This is a genomic window from Azospirillum halopraeferens DSM 3675 (assembly GCF_000429625.1).
In the GTDB taxonomy this organism is placed as follows: Bacteria; Pseudomonadota; Alphaproteobacteria; order Azospirillales; family Azospirillaceae; genus Azospirillum; species Azospirillum halopraeferens.
Map to the genome: position 1 here is coordinate 69808 of NZ_AUCF01000016.1, position 16248 is coordinate 86055.

The following is a 16248-nucleotide window of genomic DNA, read 5'->3' on the forward strand; positions in this document are numbered from 1 at the left end:
ACGATGCCCACCGGTGAACGAATTCTGGAACGGACCCTGCCCTCGTCCCTGCGCGCGGAACTGGCCGGCGACATCGCCGTGCTGACCCTGAACCGGCCGGAGAAGCGCAACGCCCTCAACGACGAAACCGTGCTCGGCATCGAGGCGTTCTTTTCCGCCCTGCCGGCGGAGGCGAAGGCGGTGGTGATCACCGCCGCCGGCGAGAACTTCTCCGCCGGCCTCGACCTGTCGGAGATCACCGAGCGCAACACGGTGGAGGGCATCGCCCATTCCATGATGTGGCACCGCGCCTTCGAGCGGATCGAGTTCGGGCGCGTCCCGGTGATCGCCGTGCTCAAGGGCGCCGTGGTCGGCGGCGGGCTGGAGCTGGCCTGCGCCGCCCACATCCGGGTGGCGGAGCGCAGCGCCTACTACGCCCTGCCCGAGGGGCAGCGCGGCATCTTCGTGGGCGGCGGCGCCTCGGTGCGGGTGCCGCGGCTGATCGGCACGGCGCGCATGGCCGACATGATGCTGACCGGCCGCGTCCACGACGCCGAGGCGGGCCAGGCCATGGGCCTGTCCCAATACCTGGTGGAGCCCGGCGCCGGCCCCGACACCGCGATGGGTCTGGCCGCGCGCGTCGCCGCCAACGCCCCCGTCACCAACTTCGCGGTCATCCACGCCCTGCCCCGCATCGCCGAGGCGGACCCCCGCCAGGGCTTCATGATGGAGGCGCTGATGTCCGCCGTCGCCCAGGGCAGCGACGAGGCCAAGGACCGCCTGCGCGCCTTCCTGGAGAAGCGCGCCAAAAAGGTGACGGAATTCTGATGCCGCCGGACCGGCCATAACGCGGATCACGGGCGGACCAAGAATCGCGCCGGGGCCAACGCCGGCGCCGCCCCCCCTTGGGAGGAACACATGAGCAAAGCCATGCGACAGGTGCGTCTGGGCTCGGTCGAGGTGGGCGTCGAACGCCGCCCCGACGGCTCCCTCGTGGTGCGGGCCGGGACGCCGCTCGGGCCCCATCCGGACAAGCTGACCCTGTGCCTGGAGCACCACGCGCGCACCGCGCCCGACCGGATCTTCCTGGCGCAGCGCGACCGTCACGGCGCCTGGCGCACCCTGTCCTACGCCGCCACCCTGGACCGGGTGCGCCGCATCGCCGCCGCCCTGCTGGCGCGCGGCCTGTCGCCGGACCGCGGCGTCGCCATCCTGTCGGGCAACGACCTGGAGCACGCGCTGCTCGGCCTGGCCGCCCAGTACGCCGGCATCCCCTACGCGCCGGTGTCCACCGCCTATTCCCTGGTCAGCACCGATTTCGGCAAGCTGCGCCACGTGCTGGGGCTGGCCACGCCGGGCCTGGTGTTCGCCGCCGACGGCCACCGTTACGGCCGCGCCCTCGCCGCCGCCGTGCCCGAGGGGGTGGAGGTGGTGGTGACCGACGCGCCGCCGGACGGCCGCGCCGTCACCGCCTTCGCCGATCTGGTCGCGGACCCCACCGACGTCGTCGACGCCGCCCACGCCGCGGTGGGCCCCGACACGGTGGCCAAGCTGCTGTTCACGTCGGGCTCCACCGGCGTGCCCAAGGGCGTCATCAACACCCAGCGCATGCAGTGCGCCAACCAGCAGATGCTGCGCCAGGTCTTCGCCTTCCTGGAGGACGAGCCGCCGGTGCTGGTGGACTGGCTGCCGTGGAACCATACCTTCGGCGGCAACCACAACTTCAACATGGCGCTGTACAACGGCGGCTCCTACTACATCGACGAGGGGCGGCCGATGGCCGACGGCGTGCTGCCGACGGTGGCCAACCTGCGCGAGATCGCGCCGACCATGTACTTCAACGTGCCCAAGGGCTACGAGGCGCTGGTGCCGCACCTGCGCGCCGACCCGGCCCTGCGCCGGCGGTTCTTCAGCCGGCTGAACGCCCTGTTCTACGCCGGCGCCGGCCTGTCCCCCCACATCTGGGAGAGCCTGGAGGAACTGGCCGAGGACGCCTGCGGCGAACGGGTGGTCTTCGTCTCCAGCCTGGGCTCCACCGAGACCGCGCCGGCGGCGCTGATCTGCAACCGGCCGGTCGACCAGCCCGGCATCATCGGGGTGCCGGCCCCGGGCATCGCCATGAAGCTGGTGCCGGCGGCGGAAAAGCTGGAGCTGCGCCTCAGCGGCCCGACCATCACCCCCGGCTACTGGCGCCAGGACGACACCACCGCCGCCGCCTTCGACGAGGAGGGATTCTACCGCATGGGCGACGCGGTGCGCTTCGTCGATCCCGACCGGCCGGAGCTGGGGTTCATCTTCGACGGCCGCATCTCCGAGGACTTCAAGCTGGCCACCGGCACCTGGGTCAGCGTCAGCACCCTGCGCGGCGCCATGCTGCGCCACTTCGCGCCGCTGGTCAGCGACGTGGTCGTCGCCGGCCACGACCGCGACTTCGTGGCGGTGCTGATCGTGCCCGACCTGCCGTCCTGCCGCGACCTGTGCGCCGACTTCGCCCGCGGCGAGGCCGACGCGGCGGTGCTGCACCGGCCGGAGGTGCGCCGGCGCTTCCAGGAGATGCTGGACGCCCTGGCGCGCACCGCCACCGGCAGTTCCAACCGCATCGAGCGCGCCATCGTGCTGGAGGAGCGCCCCCTGCTCGACGCCGGGGAGATCACCGACAAGGGCTCGCTCAACCAGCGCGCCATGCTCGCCCGCCGCGCGGCCCTGGTGGAGGACCTCTACGCCGACCCGCCGCCGCCCCACGTGCTGGTGGCCGAACGGGTGATGGCGTAGGCACCCGCAGGCTCTCCCCCGCCCCCGGCGGGGGAGGAGATCGTGACGTTGGCGGCCGGGCGAAACCGAGGGGGAGTGAACCACATGGACATCAGGGGCTGTGCCGCCGTCGTGACCGGCGGCGGGTCGGGGCTGGGGGCGGCGACGGCGCGGCGGCTGGCCGCCGCCGGGGCGCGCGTCGCCGTGCTGGACCTCAACGCCGACGCCGCGCAGGCGGTGGCGCGGGAGGTGGAGGGGATCGGCGTCGCCTGCGACGTCGCCGACGCGGAGTCCGCGGCCGCGGCGCTGGCCCGCGCCGCCGACGCCCACGGCGCGGCGCGGGTGCTGGTCAACTGCGCCGGCATCGGTGTGGCGCGCCGCATCCTCGGCCGCGACGGGCCGATGCCGCTCGACGCCTTCGACCGTGTCCTGCGCGTCAACCTGCTGGGCAGCTTCAACATGCTGCGCCTCGCGGCGGCGGCCATGGCGGGTCTGGAACCGCTGGCCGACGGGGAGCGCGGCGTGGTCGTCTCCACCGCCTCCGTCGCGGCGTTCGAGGGGCAGGTGGGTCAGGCGGCCTACGCCGCGTCCAAGGGCGGCATCGCGTCGATGACCCTGCCGGCGGCGCGCGAGCTGGCGCAGTTCGGCATCCGCGTCATGGCCATCGCGCCGGGCCTGTTCCTGACGCCCATGATGCGCACCCTGCCCGAGGAGGTGCAGGCCGGTCTGGCCGCCTCCATCCCCTTCCCGCGGCGCCTCGGCGACCCGGACGAGTTCGCCGACCTGGTGCTGACCTGCGTGACCAACCGGTCGCTCAACGGCGAGGTGATCCGCCTCGACGGGGCTTTGCGGCTGCCGCCGCGGTGAACTCCTCGGCCGCGTCGGCGTCGTCGCCCGCGGCCGGATCGCCCGGACCGACCAGGCCGTTCAGCATGGCGAACAGGGCGGTGCAGCCGGGTTCGCCGATGCGCTCGCGCATGCGGGTCTCGTGCTCCGTCCACAGCGCCTTCAGGCGATCCGTCAGGGCGCGCCCCTTGGCGGTCAGGTGCAGGGCGTAGGAGCGCCGGTCGTTGGGCGCCGGCTTGCGCCGCACCAGGCCGCGCTCCTCCAGCCCGTCCAGCAGGGGCACGAAGTTGGTGCGCTTGATGGACAGCGCCCGGCTGACCTGGGACTGCTTCAGGCCGGGGTTGCGGTCGATGATGATCAGCACGGAGAACTGCGCCGGCCGCACGTCCTCCACCGCGCAGGTGCGGATGAAGTCGTGGAAGACCGCCATCTGCGCCCGCTTCAGCAGGAACCCCGTCGATTCCGCCAGAATGCCGAGATCCACCGCGTCGTCACCGGCCGCGGTCTCGGGGGCTGCCGGTTCCGGAGCCGCAGCGGGAGCGGGGGCAGCGGCGGCGGGGGTAACGGCGGGGGCCGGCGCGCGCCGGCGCCGCGGGGTGGGGGCTTCGCTCATCGGGGGCTGTCGGTTTCCGGCGGGGTCCAGGGGCCGGAGTCTAGCAGAGCGGGGCGCGGTGCGGAACGCCGCATTATTGTTATGGAACATTACAATAATCCGTGATACCAAATTGTCTGTGCTGCAAGGGAGGGTGTCGGGCATGAGCTACAGGGCGCCGGTCGATGAGATCCTGTTCACCCTGAACCACGTGGCGGGGCTGGAGGCGATGCTGCGCGACGGCCTGTTCCCCGCCGTGGACGGGGATCTGGCGGCGGCCCTGCTCGACCAGGCCGGGGCCTTCGGCGAGGGTGTGCTGGCGCCGCTCAACGGCCCCGGCGACCGCGAAGGGGTGCGCTGGGTCGATGGCGCGGTGACCACCCCGGCCGGCTTCCGCGACGCCTACCGGCGCTGGGCCGAGGCGGGCTGGAACGGCGTGGCGGCACCGGAGTCCCGCGGCGGGGCCGGCCTGCCGGTGATGCTGAACACCGCGGTCATGGAGATGCACACCTCCGCCTGCATGGCCTTCGGGCTGGGTCCGGTGCTGACCCAGGGCGCCGTCGACACCCTGCTGGCCCACGCCGCACCGGAGCTTCAGGCGCGCTACCTGCCCCGGCTGGTGTCGGGGGAATGGACGGCGACCATGAACCTGACGGAGCCGCAGGCGGGCTCCGACCTCGGGCTGCTGCGCACCCGCGCCGTGCCGGCGGGCGACGGCAGCTACCGCATCACCGGCCAGAAGATCTTCATCACCTGCGGCGAGCACGACCTGACCGACAACATCATCCATCTGGTGCTGGCGCGCCTGCCCGACGCGCCGCCGGGGACGCGGGGGATCAGCCTGTTCCTGGTGCCCAGGCGCCTGGTCGGCGACGACGGCCTGCCCGGCCCTGCCAACGACGTCCGCTGCGCCGGCGTGGAGCACAAGCTGGGCCTGCACGCCAGCCCCACCTGCACCATGGTGTTCGGCGAAGCCGGCGACCACGGCGGCGGCGCCGTCGGCTGGCTGGTGGGGGAGGAGAACCGCGGCCTCGCCTGCATGTTCACCATGATGAACCGGGCCCGCCTCGCCACCGGCCTGCAGGGGGTTGCGATCGGGGAGCGCGCCTGCCAGCAGTCCGTCGCCTTCGCCCGCGAGCGCCGCCAGGGCCGCGCCCCCGGCGGTTCCGGTCCGGGCCCCGGCCCGATCGTGGAGCATCCGGACGTCCGGCGCATGCTGCTGACCATGCGCGCGCTCACCGCCGCCGGCCGCGCCATCGCCTACGCCACGGCCGAGGCCATCGACCGCGCCGAGCACGGCGACGACGACGCCGCGCAGGCCCGCGCCGACCTGCTGACCCCCGTGACCAAGGCGTTCTGCACCGACGCGGGGATCGAGGCGGCGCAGCTCGCCATCCAGGTCCACGGCGGCATGGGCTATGTGGAGGAGACGGGCGTCGCCCAACTGCTGCGCGACGTGCGCATCACCTCGATCTACGAGGGCACCAACGGCATCCAGGCCATCGACCTGGTCACCCGCAAGCTGCCGCGCGGCGGCGGCGAGGCGCTGGACGCCCTGATCGCCGGCTGGCGCGCCACCGTGGCGGCGGCGGCCCGGCGCGACGCCGCCGACTTCGGCGCGCTGGCCCCCTGCGTCGGCGAGGCGCTGGACGCCCTGGAGCGGGCGACCGCCTGGCTGCTGGTCGAGGGGCGCGACCCCGCCGACGCCCTGGCCGGGGCGTCGCCCTACCTGCGCCTGTTCGGGCTGGCGGCGGGCGGTGCCCTGCTGGCCCGCGGCGCGCTGGCCGCGCGCGCCATGCTCGACGCCGGGGCCGGCGACCCGGCCCTGCACGGCCGCATCGCGGTGGCGCGCTTCTTCGCGGAGAACCTGGCCATGGCCGCGCCGGGCCTGGCCCGCACGGTGACCGACGGTGCCGCGAGCGTGCGGGTCGACCCCGCCCTCCTCACCTGATCCGAACGCACCCTTGGAAGAACGGGGACCCCCGATGAACCTCGACGAACTCGTCGCCATCGACATCCACACCCACGCCGAGAAGTCCTGCCGCGCCCCGCTGGTCGAAGAGGCGCTGGAGTGGGAGAAGGCCAAGGCGCAGTACTTCCGCAACGACCTGGGCCAGCCCGGCATCCCGGAGATCGCCGAGTACTACCGCCGGCGCAAGATGGCCTGCGTCATCTTCCCCGTGGACGCGGAGTGCTGCACCGGCCTGCCCCGCGTGCCCAACGACGAGGTGGCGGAGCTGGTGGCGCAGAACCGCGACGTGATGATCCCCTTCGCCAGCATCGACCCGGCGCGCGGCAAGGTGGGCGTGCGCGAGGCGCGCCGCCTGATCGAGCAGTACGGGGTGCGCGGCTTCAAGTTCCATCCGACCATGCAGGGCTTCTTCCCCAACGACCGCATGGCCTATCCCCTCTATGAGGTGATCGCGGAGTACAAGCTGCCGGCCCTGTTCCACACCGGCCAGACCGGCATCGGCGCCGGCATGCCCGGCGGCGCCGGCCTGCGCCTGAAATACTCCAACCCCATGCACCTGGACGACGTGGCCGCCGATTTCCCGGACATGCCCATCATCCTGGCCCACCCCTCCTTCCCCTGGCAGGAGGAGGCGCTGGCCGTCGCCACCCACAAGCCGCAGGTCTACATCGACCTGTCGGGCTGGTCGCCCAAGTATTTCCCGCCGATCCTGGTGCAGTACGCCAACACGCTGCTGAAGCACAAGATGCTGTTCGGCTCCGACTTCCCGCTGATCACGCCCGACCGCTGGATCGCCGACTTCGAAAAGCTGCCCATCAAGGACGAGGTGCGGCCTCTGATCCTCAAGGACAACGCCGCGAAACTGCTGGGGCTGGCGGCGTAGCCGCCGATCATCCCCGGAGCATCCTCCGGATGCTCCGGGGATCACACCGCCCGCAGGTGCCGCACCGGCCGGCCCGGCGCCAATGCCGCGGCGGCGCGGATGATGCCGCCGGCGTCGATCCCGTAATGGCGGTACAGGTCGGCGATGGTTCCGGTCTGGCCGAAATGCTCCACCCCCAGCGCGCGGGTGCGGTGTCCGGCGACTGAGCCGAGCCAGCCCAGCGCCGCGGGGTGGCCGTCGACCACGGTGACCAGCCCGCAGTGGGGCGGCACCCCCTCCAGCAGCCGTTCCACGTGGGACCGGGCGTGCGCCGCGCCGCGCTCGCGCGCCCGCTGTGCGGCGCTCCAGCCCGCGTGCAGGCGGTCGGCGGAGGTGACGGCCAGCAGGCCGACGTCGCGGCGGTCCTCGCCCAGCATGCCCACCGCGGCGACGGCCTCGGGCGTTACGGCGCCGGTGCAGGCGACCACCACCTCCGCATTCGGCCCCGGCCGGCGCAGCCAATGGGCGCCGTCCACCACGTCGCGCGCCAGGGTCTCATCCATGGTGCGCACCGGCTGCTCCAGCGCGCGGGTGGACAGGCGCAGATAGACGGCACCGCCCGTCTCGTCGCGCAGCCAGGTCCGCTCGTCGGGGACATCCTCCCCGTCCCGCTGCATGTAGTCGAAGGCCCAGCGCAGGATGACCGCCAACTCGTCGGCGAAAGCCGGCTCGAAGGCGGCCAACCCGTCCTGGGCCATGCCCACCAGGGGTGTGGCGATGGACTGGTGCGCGCCGCCCTCCGGAGCCAGGGTCACCCCCGACGGCGTCGCCACCAGGATGAAGCGGGCGTCCTGATAGCAGGCATAGTTGAGCTGATCGGCACCGCGCAGGATGAACGGGTCGTAGACGGTGCCCACCGGCAGCAGCCGTTCCCCGAACAGGGAGTGGGACAGGCCGAGGGCGGAGAGCAGGATGAACAGGTTCGATTCGGCGATTCCCAGTTCCAGATGCTGGCCGCGGGGCGAGAACTCCCAGGAGAAGGTGGAAGGGATGCGCTCCTTCCGGAAGAGATCGGCCATCTCGCTCTTCGCAAACAGGCCGCGGCGGTTCACCCAGGCGCCGAGGTTGGTGGAGACGGTCACATCCGGCGCCGTCGTCACGATGCGCCGAGCCAGTTCAGTGTCCTCGCGGCCCAGATCGTTCAGGATCAGGCCGAACGCCGCCTGGGTCGACAGGATGCGCTGCCCCGGCGCCGGCAGCGCCGCCGGCACCGGAACGGCGGGGGCGGTGTAGCGCCGCCGCCCCTTGCGCGCGAAGGGTACGCGCTCCAGGAACCCGCGCAGCCGCGCCGCCGGCAGTCGGCAGCCCTCGAACGGCTCCCACTCGCGGCCGGGCCGCACCCCGTGCGCGGCCCGCAGACTCTCCATTTGCTCGGGCGTCAGCAGGCCCGCGTGGTTGTCCTTGTGGCCGGCCAGCGGCAGGCCGGCGCCCTTGACCGTGTAGGCGATGAAGCAGACGGGCCGGTCGTGAGCACGCGCCCGTTCGAACGCGTCGAGCAGGGACGGCAGATCGTGGCCGCCCAGGTTGCCCATAACCGCCGCCAGTTCGGCGTCGCTGCGCCGCTCGATCAGGCGGGAGACCGGCCCCTGATCGCCGAGGTCGTCCAGCAGCCGGCGCCGCCACGCCGCCCCGCCACGGTAGGTCAGCGCCGAATAGAGCTGGTTGGGACAGGAGTCGATCCACGCCTTCAGCACCTCGCCGCCCGGTTCGGCGAAGGCCTCCTGCATGAGCGTGCCGTACTTCAGGATCACCACATCCCAGCCGAAGGCACGGAAGATGTTCTCCAGCCGCTCCCACAATCCTTCGCGGATGACGGCGTCCAGGCTCTGGCGGTTGTAGTCGACGATCCACCAGGTGTTGCGCACTCCGTGCTTCCACCCTTCCTGGAGCGCCTCGAAGATGTTGCCTTCGTCCATCTCGGCGTCGCCGACCAGCGCCACCATGCGGCCCTCGGGCAGGCCGGCGGACCACCCTCTGGCCTTCAGGTAGTCCTGCACGAGCGAGGCGAACAGCGTTTGCGCGACACCCAACCCGACCGAACCGGTGGAGAAATCCACGTCGTCGCCGTCCTTGGTGCGCGACGGGTAGGACTGGGCCCCTTTGTAACCGCGGAACGCCTCCAGCTTGTCCCGGGACTGGTTGCCCAGCAGATACTGGATGGCGTGGAACACGGGGGCGGCATGGGGCTTGACCGCCACCCGGTCCTCCGGCCGCAGGACGGCGAAATAGAGCGCCGTCATGATCGTCGCCAGCGACGCCGACGACGCCTGGTGTCCGCCCACCTTCAGCCCGTCGGCGTTGGGCCGGACGTGGTTGGCATGATGGATGGTCCAGGCGGCGAGCCAGAGCACCTTGCGCTCCAGGTCCTCCAGGCAGTCGAGGTCGGGGCGGGTCGGGGCGGGCATGGTCATGGCGGTCTCCGTCGGGCCGGCGCCGGCCGCCGGGTCCGCATGCGATGGCTTCCAACAGGGAAATCGGCATCGCGTGACGCGCATCAAGCGCCACGGCACCATCCCCGCGACGATCCGCCGGCGGTTCATGGATCGGTCACACGGAAAGATTGGATGCCGGAAGACTGTGACAATCAATCCTGCGGGTGCCGGACGGGTGGGAGTCGCCTTATCGGGTATCATCGAAATGGGTATCCTGCCGCCGCCGGACGGGCGGGCACCGGTCGTATCGGCGGCTACAGAACCATCCCCGATGACCCGGAGGAGGAGACACAGGATGCAGAAGACGTTGTTCGCCGCTGCGTTCGCCGCGGCGCTTTCGCTCTCCGGCCCGCTCGCGGCCGCCGGCATCACCGCGGACGAGGTCGCGGCGGCGCAGAAGATCTGGGCCGAGGGAATCGTCGCCATCGGCGCGGCGCACACCGGCGGCCAGGACTACAAGTCGGCCGCGATCCGTCACATCGACACCCTCTACGCCTACGATTCCGGCCCTGTCCTGTTCAAGCCGACCAAGGCGGCGGTTGACCAGTTCCGCGAGACCAAGCAGCAGGCGCTCGACTACTTCATCGGCGCCGCCGGCACCGAGGACACCGGCTTCGCCATCACCCCGTGGACCGCGGTGCGCTTCGAGAACCACGGGATCGCCACGGTCGGTGACGGCGCCGTCGCCATGGGGAACTACTACTTCACCGACACGGCCGGCACGGAAACCAAGGTTGAGTACACCTTCGGCTACATCCGCGACGCCAACGGGGCGCTGCGCATCAACGTCCACCATTCCTCGCTGCCCTACCCCAAGCCCTGATCGCCCGGCGCGGCGGAGGCGGCGCGGTCCGCCTCCGTCACGCTTCGACACCGCGGTCTGCCGCTCGACTGCTCCCCGCATAGACTCCCGCAAGCGTTCCGTCACCTCTGCGCCGGATTCAGCGTGCTCGCGTTCGGGCGCGACAATTCGCGTTTCATGCGGTTGAGGAAATGAACGCCACATCGCAGCGCGTGATACGGCTTCCGGCAGATCCGTAGGATCTGCCGGAAGCCGTCGAACCCGACAGATGAAGGCCGCAGGCCTTCATTGAAAGGGGCATACGGGTGAAGCCTTCAGGCGGAAACCGTATGACACGGATGTGGCGACGATTCCCTGATCGAACAATGGAGGTTGACATGCCGCTTCTTCTCTGGCTGCTGGGCGTCCCCGGCATTATCGTCATTCTTCTCTGGATGACCGGGGTGATCGGATTCTGAGCCGGAGCGCCGGGGTGAGGTGACGTGGTGGACGGCCCTTCCGCCATGCCGGTGCGGTGACAAGCGGGTGCCGTCGATGACCGTCGATCAGTGGGTCTGAACCGGGCCGGGACCGTTTCCCGGGTCCGTGGGATTGCCGCGGGCGGGAGCCTGACCTTGCCGCCGGGCAACGCCTCCCATAGGCGCAGGGTCGTGCCGCCTGCGCGTTGCGCCGACACGACAGACGGTCTCTATCGGCTTGGGCGCGTCGTTTCCGATGTGAGCGGCGCGCCCGCTGCTGACGGCGTCTTCGCCGATGCGACCACGCGAGAGCGCGGGGCGACGAACCGGTGGTACCGACGGCGGATCTCCGGCACGCCCGGGGGCAGACGCCCGGTGGCCAGGTCCAGCTTCTGTTATGACAAATTCAATTTCCGATTGGGTTCCAATACAGCCGGAAAACGTTCCGTTCCATTGGTTTCCGGCCGCAAGACTCGACAGATCAATGCTTTGCATTGATCGAGAGGGACGGATCGACGGCATCATTCCGATGCCGTCGGTATGATCCTGAGAATGAAGAAGTCTTGCGATGCAGAAAGTGGATGATGGGGCGCTCGTAGAGTTTGTGGTACATCACACTTGCGAGGATGCCGGTGATGATGACAGCGGAAGCCGTCATGGCCCATTCTGTCGTGGGGTTGAAACCGGCCGTGTGCCGGTTGATGGCCGGAACCGCCCGGAACATCACCGAAATCAGCGGCAGGTGAATGAGGTAGATGGCATAGCTTGCATCGCCGAGCAGCAGGAGCAGACGCGGTACGTTGAGAGCGCCCGTTTTTTCCAGATAGCAGCCGCCCAACAGTATCAGAGAGAAGGGGATCGCGAAGAGCCAGCGGTGTTTGCCCACATCGTACGATAGGATCATTGCAAGGCTGATCACGCCCCCCAGAAGCAGGGAGGCCGCAACAGCGGGGCCGACGTTTAACCTCCGCCATACACACGCGCAGATCAGTCCAAAGGCGAACTCCAAATTGATGGTGGCGAGAAATCTGTAGAAAATCAGGTTCCCGGTCAGACCCGGGGAAAAAACCGCGTTTGCCGCTATGACAACCACCCAAGCACCAATGACGGCTATGAAAAATCTCCTCGATATGAAATATGTCAAAAATATCAAGTAAAACACCATCTCGTGGATCAGCGTCCACGCAACAATCAATGATGTCGGATATAGCGATGGGATCAGAAGAAAAGTAGACAGAGCTCCAATATTGTCCTTTGGGTAATTTCCTATGTTAGGATTTACGTAATAAATAAAGAAAGCGGTCGCTGCTATCGGCAGATATGGAGGGTATATGCGAATTATTCTTTTAAAAGAAAACGAAACAAGGCTTGAAACCCCAGACTTATCATCATAGTGCGCGTTCAGAATAACAAATCCAGAAATCACGAAGAAAAAATCTACACCGATATACCCCACAGACGATACAGATTCAAACCAATAAGGGTAAATATTACTGTAGTACGACACGGAGAAAAAGAATATGTGATATACCATAACAGAAAAAGCAGAAAACGCCCTACTAATCTGAATAAATTCTATCTTTTCTGAATGCTCAGGGCACATATCCGATCCATAAAGTCAACAATTCGTATGATATCATAAATTTCCTTACCGGAAACTTGTCGTTCCTCGTTTGCGCAAATCTTGTCCCACTTAAGGATTCCCGAGGAAATTGTGACCTAGAATTCGCATCGGCATGATACCGTTCGACAACCGGCACGAATGACCGCTTCGTCGGAAAAGCAGGCTTGCCATGGCGAACGGTATCATGCCGTCCGGGGCGTCGATACGGGCGTCGTCATCGCGACCGTGCCATAAGTCCGGTCAGAGGGCGACGCGGCCGCCGCCGCCTCAGCGCTTGCGCGCCGCGGCCAGCGGCAGGATGGCGCGGTGGACCAGGAGGATCAGCAGCACCCCCGGGATCAGGCCGAACAGGCCCGATCCCACGGCGCCGACCAGCCATTCCGCCGCCGCCGCCGGGCCGGGAGACACCGCGCCGGCGACCGCATGGCCGACGGCCGCCGCGGCGTCGTGGATGGCGTGGCCGATGCCGGTCACCCCGTACTCCTCCAGCCCGTGCACGATGATGCCGCCGCCGACCCACAGCATGGCGGCGGTGCCGACGACGCTGAGCACCCTGAGGAAAGGGGGCATGCCCAGCACCAGCCCGCGGCCCAGCGCCCGGACGGCGGGCCGGCGGTTGCCGGCCAGCACCACGCCCGCGTCGTCCGCCTTCACGATCACCGCCACCGCGGCGTATACCAGCAATGTGATGCCGACGCCCACCACCGCCAGGATCAGCGCCCGGTTCCAGAACGACGAGGTCTCGGCGGCGACGGCCGCCAGCGTGATCGCCATGATCTCGGCCGACAGGATCAGGTCGGTGCGGATGGCGCCGCGGACCTTCTCCTCCTCCAGTTGGCGGGCGTCAACGGCGGTCGCCGGCAGGACGCCGCCGGGGCCGTGGTGCTCCGCGTGGGGCCACAGCGCCTCGTACGCCTTCTCCGCCCCTTCGTAGCAGAGATAGGCGCCGCCCAGCATCAGCAGGGGCGTGATCGCCCACGGTGCGACGAGGCTGAGCAGCAGGGCCGCCGGCAGCAGGAACAGCAACTTGTTCCGCAGGGAGCCCATGGCGATGCGGGCGATGATCGGCAACTCGCGGTCGGCGGAGAACCCGACCACGTAGCGGGGCGTGACGGCCGCGTCGTCCACCACCACCCCCGCCGCCTTGACGCCCGCCCGGGTCGCTTGCGCCGCCACGTCGTCCAGGGACGCGGCGGCGACCTTCGCCAGGCCGACGACGTCGTCGACCAGCGCGATCAGCCCGGTGCTCACGCCGCCCGCCCCGCCGTGCGGCGGCTGTGGCTGTGGCTGCGGCGGTGCGCGGATCGGCCCATGCTGTCCTCACCCGTTCGGTTGCGTGACGGGAACAGTGTAAGCTGCTGCACGTTCCGGCCGCTACATCCGTCCTGCGGCGGCACGGTCGACCCGCGGCGCCGGGGCGTGCTAGGCTGCCCGCCCGACGGCTTGCAGCGGAACGCGTGCCCATGGGCAGAAACCACCGGAGCGACCGCGGGGCATCGCCCGACACCGACGCGCCCGCGCTGTCCCAGTCCTACCCGATCCCCGGCATGCTTTCCGACGCCGAGGCGGAGAGCGCGTGGATCGACGTCATCCGCAAGATGGACGAGACCTACGCAAACCTCGTCTCGCAACAAGTGGAGCTGGAGCGCAAGAACGCCGAACTGGAGGAGGCACAGGCCTTCATCGCCAGCGTGCTGGGTGCCATGACCGACGTGCTGATCGCCTGCGACCGCGAGGGGCGGATCGAGCAGACCAACGCGGCGGCGGAGCGCGCCCTGGGCTATCCCGGGCGGGAGCTGGCGGGGCGCAACCTGCGGGACTTCATCGACCCCGCCTCCCGCGCCGCCTACACCGCCCTGTGCGCCGCCGCCCTGCGGCGGGAGGAGGCCACGGATGCGGAGCTGAGCCTGCGTTCCCCCACCGGGCCGTTCCCGGTGGCGGTCAACTCCACCGTGCGCTACGACCAGCGCGGCCGCGCCATCGGGGCGGTGCTGGTGGGCCGCCCGGTGGGTGAATTGCGGCGCGCCTACCGCGACCTCGCCGCCGCCCACGAGGGGCTGAAGCAGACCCAGCAGCAGCTCGTCCATTCCGAGAAGATGGCCTCGCTCGGCCGCCTTGTCGCCGGCGTGGCGCACGAACTGAACAACCCCATTTCCTTCGTCTACGGCAACGCCCACGCCCTGTGCCGCTACGTCGACCGGCTGACCGCCTATCTCGACCGGGTGGAGGCGGGGGACGGCCCGGCGGCGCTGGCGGCCCGGCGGGCGGAGCTGCGCATCGACCGTGCGCGCGCCGACCTGCCGGCCACCCTGGACGGCATGCTGGAGGGCACCGAGCGGGTGCGCGACATCGTCGCCGAGCTGCGGCGCTTCTCGTCGGAACAGAAGCACGCGGCCGAGCGCGTCGACCTCACCGCCCTGCTGCGCTCGGCCGTCAACTGGGTGGCCAAGGCGCAGATGGCCGACATCGCCGTCACCTTCGATCTGCCGGAGCGGCTGGAGGTCACCGGCCACCCCGGCCATCTCCACCAGGTCGCCATGAACCTGGTGCAGAACGCCATCGACGCCATGCAGGAGGTGCCCGCCCGGCGGCTGGAGCTGGCGGGCGGGCTCCACGGCGACCGGGTGGCGGTGACCATCCGCGACACCGGGCCGGGCATCGCCGCCGACGTGCTGGCGCGCGTCTTCGATCCCTTCTTCACGACCAAGCCGGTGGGCAAGGGCACCGGGCTCGGCCTGTCGATCAGCTACCAGCTCGTGCGCGAGCACGGCGGCACGCTTGCCGCCGGCAACCACCCCGGCGGCGGCGCCCTGTTCACCCTGACGCTGCCCGCCGCCGGACACCGGGAGGACCGGTCATGACCCATCGTCCGCTGTCGGTGCTGTGGCTCCAGTCGGGGGGCTGCGGCGGCTGCACCATGTCCATGCTGTGCGCCCAGTCGCCCGATCTGCCGACCCTGCTGGAGATCGCCGGCATCCGCCTGCTCTGGCACCCCAGCCTGTCGGAGGAGACGGGGGCGGAGGCGCTGGCCCTGCTGGACGCCGTGCGCACGGGGCGGGAGCCCCTGGACGTGCTGTGCGTCGAGGGCTCGCTGCTGCGCGGCCCCAACGGCACCGGGCGCTTCCACGTGCTGGCCGGCACCGGGCGCCCCACCATCGACTGGGTGCGCGAGCTGGCCGGGCAGGCGCGGCACGTGGTGGCGGTGGGCACCTGCGCCGCCTTCGGCGGCATCACCGCCGGCGGGCTCAACGTGGCCGACGCCTGCGGCCTGCAGTACGAGGGAACGCGGCGCGGCGGCGCCCTGGCGGCGGACTTCCGGTCGCGCTCCGGGCTGCCGGTGATCAACGTGGCGGGCTGCCCCACCCACCCCAACTGGGTGACCGAGACGCTGATGCTGCTGGCCGGGGACGCCCTGGGGGCGGACGGGCTGGACGCCTTCCAGCGGCCGCGCTTCTACGCCGACCACCTGGTCCACCACGGCTGCACCCGCAACGAGTACTACGAGTACAAGGCCAGCGCCGAGAAGCACTCCGACCTCGGCTGCATGATGGAACACATGGGCTGTCTCGGCACCCGGGCCCACGCGGACTGCAACACCCGCCCGTGGAACGGCGAGGGGTCGTGCACCCGCGGCGGCTACGCCTGCATCAACTGCACCGCCCCCGGCTTCGAGGAGCCGGGGCATCCCTTCGAGCGCACCCCCACCTTCGCCGGCATCCCCGTCGGCCTGCCCACCGACATGCCCAAGGCGTGGTTCGTGGCGCTGGCCTCGCTCGCCAAGGCGGCGACGCCGGAACGGGTGCGCCGCAACGCCGCCGCGGACCGCATCGTCGTGCCGCCGTCGATCCGCAGCACCAACAAGGGCTGAGG

Annotated in this window: 12 protein-coding genes; 8 read left to right on the plus strand and 4 right to left on the minus strand. The window is 70.0% G+C overall.

The annotated features are described in order from the left end of the window. Positions 1–3: 3 nt before the first annotated feature. The 3 genes from G472_RS0116415 to G472_RS0116425 all read left to right on the plus strand — a co-directional run bounded on the left by G472_RS0116415 (position 4) and on the right by G472_RS0116425 (position 3597). Positions 4–807: a crotonase/enoyl-CoA hydratase family protein gene (locus G472_RS0116415; RefSeq protein WP_051340908.1), complete on the plus strand. Its 804-nt coding sequence runs from the start codon at positions 4–6 to the stop codon at positions 805–807. A 90-nt stretch (positions 808–897) separates the two neighbouring features. Further along, positions 898–2751: a feruloyl-CoA synthase gene (locus tag G472_RS0116420; protein WP_029009272.1), complete on the plus strand. Its 1854-nt coding sequence runs from the start codon at positions 898–900 to the stop codon at positions 2749–2751. An 84-nt stretch (positions 2752–2835) separates the two neighbouring features. Further along, on the plus strand, positions 2836–3597 hold the full coding sequence (locus G472_RS0116425) for an SDR family NAD(P)-dependent oxidoreductase (protein WP_029009273.1): 762 nt from the start codon (positions 2836–2838) through the stop codon (positions 3595–3597). On the opposite strand, the gene G472_RS33670 is transcribed toward G472_RS0116425, so the two are convergent. Next, positions 3545–4189 (minus strand): MarR family winged helix-turn-helix transcriptional regulator, encoded by a 645-nt coding sequence (locus tag G472_RS33670; RefSeq protein ID WP_051340909.1) that lies wholly within the window; start codon positions 4187–4189, stop codon positions 3545–3547. The genes G472_RS0116425 and G472_RS33670 overlap by 53 nt on opposite strands. Positions 4190–4331: 142 nt before the next feature. Between G472_RS33670 and G472_RS0116435 the strand changes: the two genes are divergently transcribed. After that, positions 4332–6119 (plus strand): acyl-CoA dehydrogenase, encoded by a 1788-nt coding sequence (locus G472_RS0116435; protein WP_029009274.1) that lies wholly within the window; start codon positions 4332–4334, stop codon positions 6117–6119. A 34-nt stretch (positions 6120–6153) separates the two neighbouring features. Further along, the gene (locus G472_RS0116440; RefSeq protein WP_029009275.1) at positions 6154–7023 is read left to right on the plus strand and encodes an amidohydrolase family protein; all 870 of its coding nucleotides are present in this window, start codon (positions 6154–6156) and stop codon (positions 7021–7023) included. A 41-nt stretch (positions 7024–7064) separates the two neighbouring features. Here the strand turns inward: G472_RS0116440 and G472_RS0116445 are convergent, their stop codons facing one another. Continuing rightward, a complete protein-coding gene (locus G472_RS0116445; protein ID WP_029009276.1) occupies positions 7065–9473 on the minus strand; it encodes a transketolase in 2409 nt (802 codons plus the stop codon). 316 nt (positions 9474–9789) lie between these two features. Here G472_RS0116445 and G472_RS0116450 point away from each other — a divergent pair, with 316 nt between their 5' ends. Further along, positions 9790–10317, plus strand: coding sequence for a hypothetical protein (locus tag G472_RS0116450; RefSeq protein ID WP_029009277.1), 528 nt, complete (start codon positions 9790–9792; stop codon positions 10315–10317). 918 nt (positions 10318–11235) lie between these two features. On the opposite strand, the gene G472_RS38160 is transcribed toward G472_RS0116450, so the two are convergent. Together G472_RS38160 and G472_RS0116465 are read right to left on the minus strand one after the other, a co-directional pair. After that, positions 11236–12357: an acyltransferase family protein gene (locus tag G472_RS38160; RefSeq protein WP_084536697.1), complete on the minus strand. Its 1122-nt coding sequence runs from the start codon at positions 12355–12357 to the stop codon at positions 11236–11238. Between the two features lie 288 nt (positions 12358–12645). Beyond that, the gene (locus G472_RS0116465) at positions 12646–13629 is read right to left on the minus strand and encodes a DUF808 domain-containing protein (RefSeq protein ID WP_029009279.1); all 984 of its coding nucleotides are present in this window, start codon (positions 13627–13629) and stop codon (positions 12646–12648) included. Positions 13630–13841: 212 nt separating this feature from the next. Here G472_RS0116465 and G472_RS0116470 point away from each other — a divergent pair, with 212 nt between their 5' ends. Next, the gene (locus tag G472_RS0116470) at positions 13842–15239 is read left to right on the plus strand and encodes a sensor histidine kinase (protein ID WP_084536698.1); all 1398 of its coding nucleotides are present in this window, start codon (positions 13842–13844) and stop codon (positions 15237–15239) included. After that, entirely contained in the window at positions 15236–16246 is a 1011-nt protein-coding gene (locus G472_RS0116475) for an NADH-quinone oxidoreductase subunit B family protein (protein ID WP_029009281.1), read from the plus strand. Before G472_RS0116470 ends, G472_RS0116475 begins: the two co-directional genes overlap by 4 nt. Positions 16247–16248 lie beyond the last annotated feature (2 nt).

Coding starts and splice junctions, on each gene's coding strand:
- G472_RS0116415 (WP_051340908.1), top strand. CDS start 4: ATGCCCACCGGTGAACGAATTCTGGAACGGACCCTGCCCTCGTCCCTG.
- G472_RS0116420 (WP_029009272.1), top strand. CDS start 898: ATGAGCAAAGCCATGCGACAGGTGCGTCTGGGCTCGGTCGAGGTGGGC.
- G472_RS0116425 (WP_029009273.1), top strand. CDS start 2,836: ATGGACATCAGGGGCTGTGCCGCCGTCGTGACCGGCGGCGGGTCGGGG.
- G472_RS33670 (WP_051340909.1), bottom strand. CDS start 4,189: ATGAGCGAAGCCCCCACCCCGCGGCGCCGGCGCGCGCCGGCCCCCGCC.
- G472_RS0116435 (WP_029009274.1), top strand. CDS start 4,332: ATGAGCTACAGGGCGCCGGTCGATGAGATCCTGTTCACCCTGAACCAC.
- G472_RS0116440 (WP_029009275.1), top strand. CDS start 6,154: ATGAACCTCGACGAACTCGTCGCCATCGACATCCACACCCACGCCGAG.
- G472_RS0116445 (WP_029009276.1), bottom strand. CDS start 9,473: ATGACCATGCCCGCCCCGACCCGCCCCGACCTCGACTGCCTGGAGGAC.
- G472_RS0116450 (WP_029009277.1), top strand. CDS start 9,790: ATGCAGAAGACGTTGTTCGCCGCTGCGTTCGCCGCGGCGCTTTCGCTC.
- G472_RS38160 (WP_084536697.1), bottom strand. CDS start 12,357: ATGTGCCCTGAGCATTCAGAAAAGATAGAATTTATTCAGATTAGTAGG.
- G472_RS0116470 (WP_084536698.1), top strand. CDS start 13,842: ATGGGCAGAAACCACCGGAGCGACCGCGGGGCATCGCCCGACACCGAC.
- G472_RS0116475 (WP_029009281.1), top strand. CDS start 15,236: ATGACCCATCGTCCGCTGTCGGTGCTGTGGCTCCAGTCGGGGGGCTGC.